Below are 14,749 nucleotides of genomic sequence, written 5' to 3'. Positions count from 1 at the left end.
TATGGAGTTTATAGAAGTAGAAAATATTTTTGATCTTTACCCTGAAGCTATTGCACATCCTGTGAATTGCATAGGTCTATCCCATGACCCTTTCACAAAGAAAATAAAAAAAGTTTGGTCAAGTTATTATCGGAATTATGCAAGAGCTTGTTTAAGAAAACAGCTCACACCTTATAAAGCATACTACCACTCTATTGAAGCTCTTTTTGGCACGAAACATATTGTTACTTTAACGATCCGCAACAATTGGCAAGAACGCTTAAAAAAAGAATCTATGATAGAGATTTTAAATGCTCTTATGCATCATTGTAAAAAAGAAAATATATTATCAATAGCTCTGCCAGAAATAGAAGGAGTTCCTCTTTCATGGCTCAAGCAGGAACTCAAAAATTCTTTTCAGGACTATCCGATTAAGATTTTTCTTTTTAAAAATATTTAGCGCCGTTCTTTTAGCGGAATTATTTTCCGCTGATGCTCACCCACGTATTCACTCAAAGGACGAATAAGTCTATTATTATTATGCTGCTCAATGATATGAGCAGACCATCCAGCTGTGCGTGCTATTACAAAAATAGGTGTAAAAAAATCGATATCAAAACCCATCATAAAGTATGCTGGCCCAGTAGGAAAATCGAGATTAGGATAAATATTTTTTTTCTCAATCATAACTTTTTCTAAAGCATCATACATTTTAATCCATTTCAATTCTTTTTTTACATCACTGACCACTTGCAAATATTTTTTCATTGTAGGAACGCGTGAATCACCAGATTTATAAACACGATGACCAAAACCCATAACCTTCTTTTTAAGAACAAGTGCATCATTCATCCATTTTTCAGCTTTATTTGGATCATCAATTTCAAGCATCATATACATAACTTGTTCATTTGCTCCACCATGCAAAGAGCCTTTCAACGCACCTATTCCTGCAACTGTCGCAGAATAAATATCTGACTGTGTTGAAGTAACAACACGAGTTGTAAAAGTCGAAGCATTGAAACTGTGTTCAGCATAGAGAATTAAAGAAACATCAAAAGCCTTTACAATTTCTTTCTCAGGTATTTCTTGAAAACACATATGGAAGAAATTTTCTGCAAATGAAAGATCTGTTCTTGGATTTATAACTGATTTGCCCTGGCGCAAGCGATAATGAGCTGCAACCATAGTTGGAATTTTTGCTAAAATTTGTATTGCTTTCTCAAAATTAACATCTTGTGATTGACTCGAGTCTTTTTTTATATCTTCACACCCTAGTATAGAAACAGATGTTCGAATAGCATCCATCGGATGTGTTTCTTTAGGTAACGATTTTAATGTATTTAATATAGTTTTAGAAATACCTCTCTGCTGACTTTCTGTTTCTTTAAAAGATTTTAATTGACTGAGAGTTGGCAATTCCCCTTGTAGTAAAAGATAAGCCACTTCTTCAAAAGAACAATTTTCCGCTAAGTCTTGAACTGGATATCCTCTATAAATAAGCGAATTCGAGTCTGGATTGACTTTTGAAACTTTGGTTGTATCTATTACAACTCCTTCTAAACCTTTTTTTACATTTACTTTTTCTGGTTCTGGAACATAATCTGGATTGATATGAATATTTTTTTGAGCACCTATATCTTCCAAATTGTTCATAACTTTTCCTCCGAAGAGCCTGGCTTTTTTAATCAGTTGGAAAAGAAAGACAACCTCAAAATAGAGTCTTCTGTGCAAGATTATATTTTGATGACGTGTCCTCTCTTTACTCCGAAGAGAAAGCCACAAGCGTTGGTTTTACTCAACAAAGCGATCGGACTTAGAAAAAAATTTTTCTATACCGTTGCGGGACAGTGCCGGAGTTTCACCGGACTTCAGCTTTCATTGAGTGGTTTAATAATCTAAGAAGGCTAAGTTAATTTGCTCTGACATGTCAATGAGACCTTGACGAGATTTCATCTCAACAGTAATTTTAAAGAAATTTATTAAGAAGGAAAGAGCATGAAAAAACACCTTGTTCGCGTCCATCAGTCAAAAGAAAAAATTGAAAGAAAAGATCAACTCGCTTGGAAAATTGCAGAAATAGCGTCTGATTCAAATAAATTGAATAACAATGTTTTAGATATGGTAATAAATAGAATAATCGACAACGCATCTGTGGCCGTTGCATCCCTCAACAGAACTCCTGTTGCCACAGCACGCGCTATGGCTATTGCCCATCCTAGAAAAAATGGGGCAACTGTCTTTGGAATGCCAAATACACTCAATTTCGACTGCGAATGGGCCGCTTGGGCGAATGGAACGGCCGTTCGCGAACTCGATTTTCATGATACATTTTTAGCTGCCGATTATTCACATCCGGGCGACAATATCCCTCCTATTTTATCTGTAGCTCAACAAATGAATAAATCAGGAAAAGATCTCCTAAAAGGAATCATTACGGGCTATGAAGTTCATGTAAATCTTGTAAAAGCAATTTGTCTGCATGAATTTAAAAAAGATCATATTGCACACCTATGCCCCGCTCAAGCTGCAGGAGTTGGCGCACTGCTTGAACTCCCGACTGAGATTATTTTTCAAGCTGTCCAACAAGCCGTGCACGTTTCATTTACGACCCGCCAATCGCGCAAAGGTGAAATCTCCTCATGGAAAGCATTTGCACCTGCGCACGCAGGAAAATTAGCTATTGAAGCAGTTGATCGTGCTATGCGCGGCGAGGGGGGGCCATCACCTATTTATGAGGGTGAAGATTCAGTCATAGCTTATATGTTAAAAGGTAAAGAAGCCGTTTATGAAGTCCCTTTGCCTGAAATTGGTGAAGAAAAATTAGCTATTTTAGAAACATATACAAAAGAGCACTCAGCAGAGTACCAATCACAGGCACTCATCGATCTGGCACGCAAAATGAAACAGAAAATTACAAATTATGAAGATATTGATAGTATTCAAATTTATACATCACATCACACGCATTATGTTATTGGTACAGGAGCAAATGATCCACAAAAAATGGATCCAAGTGCCTCACGCGAAACACTCGATCATTCCATCATGTATATTTTTGCAGTCGCTCTACAAGATGGCACTTGGCATCATATTCATTCTTACGAGCGTGAAAGAGCGCAAAGGGCTGATACAATTCGTTTGTGGCATAAGATTTCTACCATAGAAGATCCTGAGTGGACTCGCAAATATCACGAACAAGATGCAAATAAAAAACAATTTGGTGGACGTGTCGAAATCACTTTCAAAAATGGTGAAACGCTAATTGACCAACTCGGCGTAGCAGATGCCCATCCGAATGGATCACGCCCTTTTCAGAGAAAGAATTATATCGATAAGTTTGACACTTTAACTGAAGAAATCATAACTAAAGCAGAAAGAAACCGTTTTATTTCCCTCGTTGAAAATTTAGCGGATCTCACAAAAGAGGAAATCAAACAGCTAAATGTTCAAGTAGATATCAATAATTTAAATCATAATGCGCAAACAAAGGGGATTTTTTAATGCTTTTCCCCGAATGCACACCAAATGAAAAAAGAAAGAACCTGCGAGTTGCGCTGAAAACAGGCAAACTCTTGCAATTCCCAGGATCCTGGTCTCCCTTAATCAGTATGGCTATTGAAAAGCAAAACTTTGATGGAATCTACATATCTGGTTCAGTTATTTCAAATGATCTCGGTTATCCCGACATTGGCATGACCACATTAAGTGAAGTCGCCCAGCGCGGACGCCAAATAGCGCGCACAAGCATACTGCCAACGATCATCGATATCGACACGGGCTTTGGTGAACCCATGAATGTCACGCGATCTGTGCAAGAAATGATAGAGATGGGACTGGCTGGTTGCCATATTGAAGATCAAATGAATCCCAAACGCTGCGGACATTTAGATGGAAAATCCATTATCGGACAAGAAGAGATGCTTAGAAAAGTAAAAGCCGCAGTCCATGGGAAAAAACTTGATAAGAATTTTTTTATTATCGCCCGCACCGATGCGCGCGCAACAGAAGGACTCGACAAGGCAATTGAACGGGCAAAAGCTTATGTCGACGCAGGTGCTGAATGTATTTTTATAGAAGCACTTGAGAATGAAAAAGAATTTGAATTATTTCGCAAAGCAATCTCTGCTCCACTTCTAGTCAATATGACAGAGTTCGGAAAGTCAAAATTATTCACTTACAACCAACTTTCCAATCTTGGATATAATATTGTTATTTATCCAGTTACAGCATTTCGTTTAGCGATGAAAGCATCTATCGATGGTTTACTGGAAATCAAAAATAAAGGAACACAAGAAGAGATACTAGGCAAAATGCAACACAGAAAAGATTTATATTCTCTGACAAAATATGAAGATTATAACGAATTTGATCAAGATATATTTAATTTTAAATTAAAAAATTAAGCCTTAGATAAAAAAAATATAGTAAATTACGGCACTTAAAAAATCATTAAATCACATATAGAACTTCTCTTTTTTTTATGATAAATAATTATTTTATGTGCAGTTTCCTCCAACTTCTGCCGACGATAATATCCAAAAAAAAACTATGAGTTATTAGAGAAATGTTTAAAAAATTAAGTCTTATTTTATTTACTATATTCCAATATCAAGTCATATATGCCGAGGAAAATCCTGTAGATAATTATTCATATGCTGGATTCCATTTAAAAGCTTTAGGTGGTCTCGCTTTAAATGTCCTTGAAGATGAAAAAAATGAGTTTCTTTCACGCCCAAAGACTGCACCCTTAGCTATCTTAGGGGGAGAGTATGGCTGGGTATATAAACAAAAATATTATTTAGGGGTGGAAGCCAATTTTATGCTTTTTCCTTCCATTTTTACAAACAAAAAAACTAAAATTACAGCTTTTAGTAACCATGAAGTCCCAGGTTGGGTTGTTGCTTTCGTGCCCAACATTCATGGCCATATTGGTTATATCTTTGACAATAAAGTTATGATTACAACTGGATTCTTTTATTTATGGGGTATTGTGAATACTTTACGCATTCCTGTAAGTGAAAAATTATCTTATGAGTTTCGCACATTGTGGTTCTATGATCGCGTTTTTTTCAACACGGGGTTGCATGATTTTCATTTTGCCTTTGGTGTAAATTATAAAATTTAATACGTTGTAACCCACAGAATGATAATTTTAAAGAAATTATTATTCCGACATTAAAAAGATCACAGGCCTAATATCATCTTCCTCAGTTGACTCCCAATACTGAACAAGAACTTTATAAGTGATTATCCCTATTTCTCCTTCTCCAAAGAGGACATAAAATATTGCCTGTTCCATCGCATTTTTTCTTGCCAGTCCTAAATAGATAGCTATGGGATCTATTTGCTCACTTATATATGCCACTGTATTTGGAATAGCGACCGCACCACTGACTTCAATAAAATAGTTCTCTGAATTGTCTTCCATTTTTGTAACTTTAATAAATAAAGGAGCGACAAATTCACTTCTATCATCTCTTAATGTAACAGCAAGAAAGGCGAGGGGTTCAGTGCATTTATAATTCTTTTTAATTTTTTCTTCTTTCCGCTTAAACCATGCTTTATCACCTGAAGAAATAGGGACTAAATTGACTTTTTTGTCTGTAATAGTTGACCACAAAGCAATGGATTCATCATTCATAAATTTATGGGATTCAACTCTCAGTTCAAATGCTCTCCGCCAACGACTGACTGCACTTGCAAATAAAATAGCAAGAAAGAAAACAAATGCAATGATCAGACCATCAGGTCGAGAATTCACATTATCGATTAATGTGAAAGCAAATACGGCTGATACAAGCCAAAAGTAATAAGATTTAAGTCGGATTTTAAAATTTTTCTGTAAAATAGCTTCTTTTCTTACTGAAAGAGCAACTGCTACGGATGCAGATAAAATCAATGCAAGAACGCCTGTCGCATATGCCCCAGCTTGAGCATTTACATTGGCCTTGAAAATAATCAGAATGATAAGACAGATTACGGTGATTAAGACCACCAAAGGTCTGCGCATTTCTACCCAACGCGGAGCCATGCCGAACCTTGGTAAATAGCGAGGAATTACATTTAATAACCCTGCCATAGCGGAAGCACCGGCAAACCATAAAATTATTATTGTACTAATATCATATACGGTCCCAAAGACATTTCCAACATATTTATGTGCTAAAAAAGACAGAGCTCTGCCTGAGGCTTCCGCACCATCCATCACCTGAGATTGTTTTAATAAAATGGATGTTACGATACTTGAAGCAATAAGATACACAGACATAATGACTGCAGAACAAACTAATAACTTACGCGTTCCTTCAATTCTTTTTACAGGAGGCCTTTGATTGGCTTCTACTCCTTTCCCATTTTGGATAAGAGGCATAACAGCAACACCTGTCTCAAAACCACTTAAGCCAAGTGCAAGTTTTGGAAAAGCCAAAGCAGAAATACAAAAAAGCCCAAGCCAATCCACTTTAAAAATAGGATTAGAAATCCATTCATAGATCAAAACAGGGTCTTGATAAATAACAAATGTTGACTTAGCTAAAACAATTAAAGTTAATAATAAAAATGGAATCGTACTTGCTATTGCAACATTTATTGCTTCTTTGAAGCCTATAAAAAAAACAATGCCTAATAATATAATGAGACAAATTGCAATATTTAATGATGAATGACCTAAATAAACATTTATAAGTGGATTTTCTATTATATGTGAAGCTGCATCGGAGGCAGAGAGAGTCATCGTAATAAAAAAATCTGTCACTGCAAAAGCAATTAAAGCAAGTACAACAAATTTACCACTCCACCCAGCCAACAAATTTTCTAACATTGCGATCGAGCCTTGCCCTGTATATGAGCGTTTCGCAACTTCAATATATGTTGGGACAGCTCCAAATAGTGTAAGCAATACAAGTAAGAGTGTGGCAAAAGGAGCAAGCACCGCCACAGCCAACAAAGCAATTCCCGGCTGATAGGCTAAGGTCGAAAAATAATCCACCCCCGTAAGGCACAACACACTGAACCAATGATGTGTTTTTTCGACTTTTTTGGGCGATGTATCATTTTTAACATGGAAACTTTTCGTTAGAAAATAAGATAATTTTGAAATAAAAGGATGCGATTGATCCTCTGTTTTATTCTTATTCGTTTTATTCTGATCCATAATTCCTCTTAAAACTTTATAAACATAAAATAAATTTTATTTTTTTATGTTTATATCATTAAACAAAAAGATCCAACCTAACATAAAACAGACTCCACCTACTGGAGTCACTGCACCAAGTATAGGTAGATTTAATATAACTAATAAAAATAATGAACCTGAAAATATAATACATCCTAATAAAAAAAATAATTGAGATCTTTTCTTATGAGTCATATAAAATGATAATAAACCAGCAAGAACATGAATAAAAAGATAAAGTGTAGCAGTCTTCCAATTTTCCATATGTGCAGCAGAAACTTTTTCTTTTATACCATGCGCACCAAAAGCACCAAGAGCAACAGCAAAAAATCCTAAAATAGAAAATATTTTTGGGTAAAACATGCGGGGTCCTTTAAATTAAGATAATATCGCAACGTCAAAATTTTGACGATATTCGTTTAAATCTGAGCAAATAAACAAAAACAACAAATTTTATTTGCAAAGTATACAATTTATTAAGGGAGCATTTCTCATTGGACTACCTCAATAGAAATCAGCATAAAATAGAATTGAAGAAGCAGACAGCAAATTGATGACTATATTTTATCTTATTTAAGGAGCCTCCATGTCAGATAAAAAAATTAAAAGAGTCGGCGCAACAAAGTCAAATATTCCTAAAGCAGAATTTAAAAATTATGAACGCCCCAAAAGTATAAGAATTATTTCCGTCTGCAATCAAAAGGGAGGATGCGGAAAAACGACAACTGTCATTAATGTTGCAACTGCAATTGCAAAACTTGGACAACGCGTTCTCGTTGTCGATCTTGACTCTCAGTGCAATGCGACATCTGGCTTAGGAATTGATCTCTCTGAAATTGAAAAAAGTATATTCGAATTGATCGTCGAACCCAAAAAAACAAATCTAGAAGATGTTATCCTTGAAACACAATATGAAAACCTACATATTGCACCAGGCTCCATAGAACTATCTGAATTCGAAAGTAGAATGGCTGGAGAAATTGGGCGGGAAAATCGACTCAAAAAAGCTCTTTTACCTCTTCATAATCTTTATGATTTTATTATTATCGACACCCCACCCAGTTTAGGTTTATTAAGTATCAATGCACTCAATGCATCCAATGAAGTTCATATTGCTCTGCAAGCTCATCCATTTGCATTTGATGGTTTAAATTTATTGTTAGAAACTATTTCTTTGATAAAAGAAGAACTAAATCCAAAGTTAAAAATCACAGGTTTAGTCATGACTATGTTTGATTCCAGAACAAAGTTGTCGAGAGAAATTGTTGATAAAGTTAATTCTATTGAAGAACTGAAAAATAGTATTTTTAAGACCTGCATTCGACAAAATGTAAAATTAGCCGAAGCAGCAAAAGCAAGAAAATCTGTGTTAACTTATGATCCTTCTTGCACAGGAGCAATTGACTATATTGCTTTAGGCAAAGAAGTTTGCATGCAGAATATACAAATTTCCGAACAAAGAAAAAATGAAAACATTACAATTGATACAGTCGTTATTTAGATTGATGTGACGACACATCATCTCTAGAATTAAAATATTTTGTAAAGGATCTCAAAAATGAATCAAGCAAAACCAAAAAAAGCATTGAGAGGGTTATTTACTAAAACCGAACCAGACCATGCCACCAATGTTACCTTTCCTGAAAAAGTTGTTTCTGATTCAGTTATTGAAAATAAAGTCTCGAACCATGATGAACCTTATAAAAACCAAGAAGATATTCATTTAGATTCTAATAATTCAATTAGCAAAAAAGAAAATGAATATACAATCACAAAAATCCAGTACAACTTTGATCGCTTGCGCTCTGAAAGAAATAATTGGAGTCAAGGGGAATATGTATCCTTCCTCAATCGTATTGATAATGCTCAAACAGAAGCTTTTTTCTTAAAAGGAAAATTAATTGCCGAAGTAAAGAATAGGTTTTTTGAAGGAAACAAAACAGGCTGGAAAAATTTTTGTGAAGACACTTTGAATATAAATTACACGACTGCGAATCAGTATATTCGCGTTGCTCAAGAATTTGATGTGGCATCACATCAACGAACTGACTTTGGCTTTGAACATTTTAAAGCATTGCTACCCTTGCCTTCATCTGATCGTCTGCAAATAATTTCATCTTTACCTGAAACCATTAGCGTAAAATCTCTGAGATCCCTTGTTGCTCAAAAACTTGACAAAAGGTTGTTACCCAAAGACACCTATAACAATAAAGTAAAATTAAAAAATATTACGGACAATTTAGAAAAGATTAAGTTACAACTAGACAATTTAGACCTAAACTCCCTAGATCAGGCTGAAAAATGGAGTCTTTTGGGAGCTTTTCGCAGTCTATCTGTAGAAATGTCAGACTTAGCAGAACTTCTTTCAAAATCTCAAGAATCGAGATATACAAGAAATAGCGGCGCGTCTGCTATGCAAAATGAGGAAGATTATGTCACGTAAAAATTTTTTCAAAAACAATTCAAATGGTACAGATTTACCTGCATTGAACTCAAATAAAAATATAGTTTCACTGGTATATATCATACAGTTTTTATCATTATTTACAGCCGGGACTCTCTTGCTTGTCCCTCTTTTCATGAATTATATTTTTAGGCATAGAACAAGATACACTTGGCTAGACTCCCATTTTCGTTGGCAAATTCAAACCTTCTGGTTTGCAACACTGTTCTATATAATTGCTATAGTTTTTGGTGTTATTCCATTTTTGGGTTGGATAATTTCTGCTCCATGCTTTGTTATCGCTACTCTTATTATTATTTTCCGTACATACAAAGGTTGGACTACTTTATCAAAAGAATTACCAGCTTTGCCAGAAAACGAAACAACTTGACCACTATTTGCAAATTCCCTATTTCAGTTCTAAGGTAACCCTACATTTGCACCATCCGAATTGTCGCCTAAGTTCAAAATTTCAATTTGCATAATTCGCTCAAAAGCTTTTCTTTGATGATTTTTTGTATTGACTATCTTTTTCTTTTGCCAGTTTTCAAAATATACTTAAAAAGCACCTAAGCACCTAAATTCATATATAAATTATTTTGTATAAAAAAGAGAAAAATTTTTGTAGCAGAATACTATGTTTGACATTATGTAGTTGATTCAGGTTTTTTCCAAATGAGTGCTTCAGAAGGAATCACAATGTCATTTCGCAATCATAGATTTAGTAGACTTGAGCTCCTTGTTGGACGCGAAGGTTTAGGACGTTTTAGAAATCTACATATTCTAATTGTTGGTGCTGGAGGTGTTGGTAGTTTTGCAGCCGAGGCCATCGCACGCTCCGCAATTGGTAAAGTCACAATTGTTGACCATGACGAGGTCTGCGTAACTAATGTAAACAGACAGCTCCATGCATTCACAGATACAGTTGGAAAGAAGAAGGTTGAGCTTCTTGTTGAGAGATTGAAAAAAATCAATCCGTTAGCAGGTTATTTTGGCATAGCTGAACACCACCATCCTGATAAAGAAAATTTTATCTTTGAGGAAGCTGAACGCTTAGCAGGACAACCTGTTGATGCAGTCATAGATTGTATAGACACGCTGATCCCCAAAGTCGATCTCTTAGCACGCTCCCTCAAACTTGGTATTCCAATATGGAGCTCAATGGGTTCAGCCAGTCGCATGGATCCTGCACAAATAAGATGTGCAGATATTTCTGAAACTAGAGTTGATCCTTTTGCAAAACAAATACGAGCAAAATTAAGAGAAATTGGAATATCCGAAGGGATCAGAGCCGTCTTTTCAATTGAAGACCCCATAGATCCAGAGCAAGCAGTTCCAGGCACAGAATGGCATTGTATCTGCCCAACAATTGAAAAAGAATTTGGCGCATGCCAGCATAAACGAGTGATGTTAGGTACAATAAGCTATTTGCCACCTATGTTCGGTTTGTGGCTTGCCGGAGATCTATTGCAGCATTTTTTAAAAGGTATTGATTTTAAAAAAAGGGATACTTTTGAAAAAATACCTACATATGATGAATTCAAAAAGGTTTTAAAGCTAGGAAAACAATAAAATCGCTTTCTTTCAATTAATTCTCATCCAAATAATAAAAAATCAATGATGTGATATCACATCATTGATTTTTTATTATTTGATTTTTATTTTTAACAAATCTCATTAAGTCAAATCAAGTCGTCAAAAAAATGAATTTAGGAAAATTTTGCCGCTGAAATAAAAAAAGGACAAAAAAATACCCTAGGAAGGAAAAAATTTAACTTTTTTTAATTTTTTAGAAATCTAATAGTATTGTAAGAATTATAGCCATCTTGACTGGTTTTGAAAATAAAATAAACTTTTTGATTTGAAAATTCATTCCAATTCCCAAAATTATTCAAAGCAATAGCAGATGAACAAGCAGTAGGTGCAGCATTATAAGCTGCTTCAGTGAGATAATAATCCCCTAAGTTGCTACTTGTAATGAAATTAGTTATTTGAGAACTTTGATCAGGCATGTTTTCATAAATAATTTTACAATTATCCTTAAATAATTTTCTAGTCTCATCATTTAAATCAGCTCTCAAAGTGAATTTGTCGATCGAATCTTTGTTAGACAATTTAGTTAAAGTAAAATTAAATAAACAATTGATATTTACTGGTTCAAAATTCATAAATTTGGGACTTATTTGAATTTCTGGTTCCATCGAAATATAAATATCATCCAAATTGTTTCTTTCAATTTCAAATATAACTTCATTTTTATCAACTATTGGATTTATTTGTAGCAAGTTTTTTTGTGTATGATCTTTATACCCAACTTTTCCAGCTCTAATTAAATCAATAGAAATTTTATCGGCATTGTATAATATATTAAAAGTTATGTCGGCGTTACCATTAGATACATATTCTTTAGTTTCCTCTTTATCTGTTAAAGTAATTTTAGTCACTGAGATCTGGCAAACAGTGTCTTTTGGAATTGAGAGACTCATATCATTATTATTCAATTCTTTTGTAAAAACATCACCCATACAGCTCAAAGTTATAGCAATTGAATATTTTAGATCTCGCTCTTCCGCAGAGCTTAGTTTAAAATTGTATTTAAAAGAAGATTTTTCTTCCGCTGTTTGATCGATGACTTTAGTTCCGCAACCCGTGATTGCTAAAAGACTGATAGAAACAAATGCCGTTTTCAAAAATTGATTCATACTAACTCCATTTAAACAAAATACAATTTATAAAAATCAAATATTTTATCAAATACAATAATAGTCATGAAATTTATTGTATTTATTTTTATATATATAGGATTTGATTAATTTTTATTACTTACTCCTATATATAAGGGTATATATCATCATTTTTTATTATTTCAACTATTTTTTGATAATTTTTATAAATTTTTTACTTTAATGAAAAATTATACAATTTTTTTACTATATATGCTTATTTAATAATCAAATTGCGTAAAAAAATTTACCGCTAAGCAAAAAATAAAGCGCAAAAAATATGCATAAGAGTTCTTCAGTTTATTTTTAACATCAGTGTTGCATATTGAAATATGAGTTCTTTTAATTATCTGTAAATCAGAGAGTGAGCAAAATTCCAACGACTTGTCATTATTATAGCCTTCTGCTCGGTTTGCTTCAACTTGAAATCAATCTCTTTATCCCAAAAAAACACTAAAAAAAACCAACTATCTGTTGAGCTTTTTTACAACAGAGCCATAATTCAAACAGCCTGAAAAAGGTTATTATAAAATAAATAAAATATATGGAATAAGAAAATCAATCGAAACCCCAATTTCATATTGACCCTTTTCAGCGAAAAGAGGGAGTCAAATTACAATGCGCATAATAAAGCAATATTTTCTAACTATGGACATTCAAGTACAGTTGGCCCCCAAGTTTGTTATACTTCTTTGTTAATTCAAAATAGCGGAAGTAGTTGGGACTATACAAAAAATCAATTTTGTTACGCAACATGGGAATGCAATTTAATTGAATTTAATGGTGAGCCTGATCACATTCATATGCTGCTTGAACTGAATCCAAAAATTGCACTTTCAACATTTATTAATAATCTGAAAACGGTTTCTAGTCGTTATATTAGAAAAGATTTTTCTAATCATCTTTCAAAATTTTATTATAATAATCCTATTTTTTGGAGCCGATCTTATTGTATTTTAACTTGCGGAGGTGCTCCTCTTTCAGTTATTAAACAATATATTGAACAACAAGCTCGCGTGGATTAATGGAACAATATCGCCGTTATCGCACTCAACTTCCGCGCGGCAAAGCCGTGCTCCATCTAATCCTTATGCTGCGCAAGCGGTTAAAGATGGAGCACTGCGCTTGTTTCCAGTAGAAAATAAATTCAAATGGTTTTTTGAAATGAAAGTCAATGAATTATTCATTCATGATAATGGAAAAAATACATTGAGATATTACAATGAAAGATACTTCTATGTCGGAGGTAAGGAATGATATGAAAGATCGGAATTTACTATCCCTAAATATGATAGCGCAAAAAAACCTATCGATTTAATTCAAAATTTTTCAGTCACTAATATAAATCCTCGTGAAAATTAATAAAATTTTTGGTCTCACTGTTAAGAAGTGCAGAGTGGGCTTTCAAAATGACTCGTAAATTCAACACATGAAAACGAGTCATTTTGATTGTAGCCAAAGAAACCTAAATGGAAATCATTTTTAATTAATTAAATTATTTAAAATCAAATTAAACAGTTCGTTTTCTCATTGAGATAAAAGATTAATACGCCCAAGCAATCCAATTTACAAACCAGCCACCAATATAACCTTGATTATCCCAAGACTTACCATTCCACTTTCCAACATTGCTCGCTGTGCCCACTGCCCAAAGATCACCATTTGCATCGAAGTTGATCATTTTAAGTGTCCAACCACCTCCTTGATCCTCCCAAGACGTACCATTCCATTTCGCAAAATTTCCATTCACTCCAACACACCAAAGAGTTCCATCTTTGTCAAAGGCAAGCATGTTGATGAACCAGCCCCCCATAAATCCCTGGTCTTCCCAAAAATGACCATTCCATTTGCCAACAGTGCTTCGTGAGCTCACACCCCAGAGTGTGCCATTTTTATCATATGCAATCGATTTTAATAACCATCCACCCAAGTATCCTTGATCATCCCAGGAAGTACCATTCCATTTGCCAACATTGTTATTAAAACCCACACTCCAGAGTGTCCCTGCTTTATCAAATGCAATTCCTTTCAAATCCCAATTTCCTAAATAACCATAGTCAGAAAGTTTTCCTAACAAAGGATTCCAAACTGCAAAGTTTGCGTTAGTTCCAACCATATAAAGATTATTTGTTAAAGAAACATTGTTTGTGATTATTAACTGAGTCTGAGAAGTTTGTGGAATTGAGAAAGCAAAATTAAACATAGACATTAACAAAATTGTGATTGATAAAACAACACTTTTACATAATAATTGAAGCATAGAACGTCCTTTCAATTAAAGTTTTCTTATCTGTAAAAATTTTATTTTAATTTTATAAAAATTCAAGTCATTGTCTGGAATAGCAATATGGATTCTTACCCCCAAGCAAAACAATTGCATACGCGCACCTTTAATACCCAAAGTCAAACTTGAAATGGAATTTACGA

General features: G+C 34.1%; 15 protein-coding genes and 1 riboswitch. Of the genes, 10 read left to right on the top strand and 5 right to left on the bottom strand.

Going from position 1 to position 14,749, the window contains the following annotated elements; translation table 11 throughout:
• Position 1 precedes the first annotated feature (1 nt).
• Positions 2–439, top strand: coding sequence for a hypothetical protein (locus tag EZS29_RS01380; RefSeq protein WP_130605798.1), 438 nt, complete (start codon positions 2–4; stop codon positions 437–439).
• Here the strand turns inward: EZS29_RS01380 and EZS29_RS01375 are convergent.
• Positions 436–1,635, bottom strand: coding sequence for a bifunctional 2-methylcitrate synthase/citrate synthase (locus EZS29_RS01375; RefSeq protein ID WP_130605796.1), 1,200 nt, complete (start codon positions 1,633–1,635; stop codon positions 436–438). The genes EZS29_RS01380 and EZS29_RS01375 overlap by 4 nt on opposite strands.
• Positions 1,636–1,725: 90 nt before the next feature.
• Positions 1,726–1,882: riboswitch (adenosylcobalamin (AdoCbl) riboswitch) on the bottom strand.
• Between the two features lie 95 nt (positions 1,883–1,977).
• Between EZS29_RS01375 and EZS29_RS01370 the strand changes: the two genes are divergently transcribed.
• The 3 genes from EZS29_RS01370 (at position 1,978) to EZS29_RS01360 (ending at position 5,107) form a co-directional block, all read left to right on the top strand.
• Positions 1,978–3,483 carry an MmgE/PrpD family protein gene (locus EZS29_RS01370; RefSeq protein WP_130605794.1) on the top strand — a complete coding sequence of 502 codons (1,506 nt, stop codon included), beginning with the start codon at positions 1,978–1,980 and terminating at the stop codon, positions 3,481–3,483.
• Positions 3,483–4,385, top strand: coding sequence for a methylisocitrate lyase (gene prpB / locus EZS29_RS01365; protein ID WP_130605792.1), 903 nt, complete (start codon positions 3,483–3,485; stop codon positions 4,383–4,385). The genes EZS29_RS01370 and prpB overlap by 1 nt, the downstream gene beginning before the upstream one ends.
• A gap of 161 nt (positions 4,386–4,546) precedes the next feature.
• On the top strand, positions 4,547–5,107 hold the full coding sequence (locus EZS29_RS01360) for a hypothetical protein (protein ID WP_130605790.1): 561 nt from the start codon (positions 4,547–4,549) through the stop codon (positions 5,105–5,107).
• 39 nt (positions 5,108–5,146) lie between these two features.
• Here EZS29_RS01360 and EZS29_RS01355 read toward each other — a convergent pair whose 3' ends face one another.
• Together EZS29_RS01355 and EZS29_RS01350 are read right to left on the bottom strand one after the other, a co-directional pair.
• Positions 5,147–7,135, bottom strand: a complete 1,989-nt coding sequence (locus tag EZS29_RS01355; RefSeq protein WP_130605788.1) for an APC family permease — start codon at positions 7,133–7,135, stop codon at positions 5,147–5,149.
• A 36-nt stretch (positions 7,136–7,171) separates the two neighbouring features.
• The gene (locus tag EZS29_RS01350) at positions 7,172–7,519 is read right to left on the bottom strand and encodes a DUF423 domain-containing protein (RefSeq protein ID WP_130605786.1); all 348 of its coding nucleotides are present in this window, start codon (positions 7,517–7,519) and stop codon (positions 7,172–7,174) included.
• A gap of 223 nt (positions 7,520–7,742) precedes the next feature.
• Here EZS29_RS01350 and EZS29_RS01345 point away from each other — a divergent pair, with 223 nt between their 5' ends.
• The 4 genes from EZS29_RS01345 (at position 7,743) to EZS29_RS01330 (ending at position 11,171) form a co-directional block, all read left to right on the top strand.
• Positions 7,743–8,657 (top strand): ParA family protein, encoded by a 915-nt coding sequence (locus EZS29_RS01345; protein WP_130605784.1) that lies wholly within the window; start codon positions 7,743–7,745, stop codon positions 8,655–8,657.
• 57 nt (positions 8,658–8,714) lie between these two features.
• Positions 8,715–9,599, top strand: coding sequence for a hypothetical protein (locus tag EZS29_RS01340; protein WP_130605782.1), 885 nt, complete (start codon positions 8,715–8,717; stop codon positions 9,597–9,599).
• Positions 9,589–9,990, top strand: coding sequence for a DUF4870 family protein (locus EZS29_RS01335; RefSeq protein ID WP_130605780.1), 402 nt, complete (start codon positions 9,589–9,591; stop codon positions 9,988–9,990). The genes EZS29_RS01340 and EZS29_RS01335 overlap by 11 nt, the downstream gene beginning before the upstream one ends.
• 308 nt (positions 9,991–10,298) lie before the next feature.
• Positions 10,299–11,171, top strand: coding sequence for a tRNA threonylcarbamoyladenosine dehydratase (locus EZS29_RS01330; protein WP_172603710.1), 873 nt, complete (start codon positions 10,299–10,301; stop codon positions 11,169–11,171).
• 209 nt (positions 11,172–11,380) lie between these two features.
• On the opposite strand, the gene EZS29_RS01325 is transcribed toward EZS29_RS01330, so the two are convergent.
• Positions 11,381–12,301, bottom strand: a complete 921-nt coding sequence (locus tag EZS29_RS01325; protein WP_130605777.1) for a hypothetical protein — start codon at positions 12,299–12,301, stop codon at positions 11,381–11,383.
• A 602-nt stretch (positions 12,302–12,903) separates the two neighbouring features.
• On the opposite strand from EZS29_RS01325, the gene tnpA reads away from it, so the two are divergent.
• Both tnpA and EZS29_RS01315 read left to right on the top strand, forming a co-directional pair.
• Positions 12,904–13,347, top strand: coding sequence for an IS200/IS605 family transposase (gene tnpA / locus EZS29_RS01320; protein ID WP_216678698.1), 444 nt, complete (start codon positions 12,904–12,906; stop codon positions 13,345–13,347).
• Positions 13,322–13,579, top strand: coding sequence for a hypothetical protein (locus EZS29_RS01315; RefSeq protein ID WP_130605775.1), 258 nt, complete (start codon positions 13,322–13,324; stop codon positions 13,577–13,579). Before tnpA ends, EZS29_RS01315 begins: the two co-directional genes overlap by 26 nt.
• 286 nt (positions 13,580–13,865) lie before the next feature.
• On the opposite strand, the gene EZS29_RS01310 is transcribed toward EZS29_RS01315, so the two are convergent.
• Positions 13,866–14,582 (bottom strand): NHL repeat-containing protein, encoded by a 717-nt coding sequence (locus tag EZS29_RS01310; protein ID WP_130605773.1) that lies wholly within the window; start codon positions 14,580–14,582, stop codon positions 13,866–13,868.
• Between the last annotated feature and the right edge of the window lie 167 nt (positions 14,583–14,749).

Source organism: Fluviispira sanaruensis, from assembly GCF_004295685.1.
GTDB lineage: Bacteria > Bdellovibrionota_B > Oligoflexia > Silvanigrellales > Silvanigrellaceae > Silvanigrella > Silvanigrella sanaruensis.
This window is presented reverse-complemented; position numbering and strand designations above follow the sequence as displayed.

What these genes read in the sequence shown, in the direction of transcription:
- EZS29_RS01380 (WP_130605798.1), top strand. Translation starts at nt 2, where the DNA reads ATGGAGTTTATAGAAGTAGAAAATATTTTTGATCTTTACCCTGAAGCT.
- EZS29_RS01375 (WP_130605796.1), bottom strand. Translation starts at nt 1,635, where the DNA reads ATGAACAATTTGGAAGATATAGGTGCTCAAAAAAATATTCATATCAAT.
- EZS29_RS01370 (WP_130605794.1), top strand. Translation starts at nt 1,978, where the DNA reads ATGAAAAAACACCTTGTTCGCGTCCATCAGTCAAAAGAAAAAATTGAA.
- prpB (WP_130605792.1), top strand. Translation starts at nt 3,483, where the DNA reads ATGCTTTTCCCCGAATGCACACCAAATGAAAAAAGAAAGAACCTGCGA.
- EZS29_RS01360 (WP_130605790.1), top strand. Translation starts at nt 4,547, where the DNA reads ATGTTTAAAAAATTAAGTCTTATTTTATTTACTATATTCCAATATCAA.
- EZS29_RS01355 (WP_130605788.1), bottom strand. Translation starts at nt 7,135, where the DNA reads ATGGATCAGAATAAAACGAATAAGAATAAAACAGAGGATCAATCGCAT.
- EZS29_RS01350 (WP_130605786.1), bottom strand. Translation starts at nt 7,519, where the DNA reads ATGTTTTACCCAAAAATATTTTCTATTTTAGGATTTTTTGCTGTTGCT.
- EZS29_RS01345 (WP_130605784.1), top strand. Translation starts at nt 7,743, where the DNA reads ATGTCAGATAAAAAAATTAAAAGAGTCGGCGCAACAAAGTCAAATATT.
- EZS29_RS01340 (WP_130605782.1), top strand. Translation starts at nt 8,715, where the DNA reads ATGAATCAAGCAAAACCAAAAAAAGCATTGAGAGGGTTATTTACTAAA.
- EZS29_RS01335 (WP_130605780.1), top strand. Translation starts at nt 9,589, where the DNA reads ATGTCACGTAAAAATTTTTTCAAAAACAATTCAAATGGTACAGATTTA.
- EZS29_RS01330 (WP_172603710.1), top strand. Translation starts at nt 10,299, where the DNA reads ATGTCATTTCGCAATCATAGATTTAGTAGACTTGAGCTCCTTGTTGGA.
- EZS29_RS01325 (WP_130605777.1), bottom strand. Translation starts at nt 12,301, where the DNA reads ATGAATCAATTTTTGAAAACGGCATTTGTTTCTATCAGTCTTTTAGCA.
- EZS29_RS01310 (WP_130605773.1), bottom strand. Translation starts at nt 14,582, where the DNA reads ATGCTTCAATTATTATGTAAAAGTGTTGTTTTATCAATCACAATTTTG.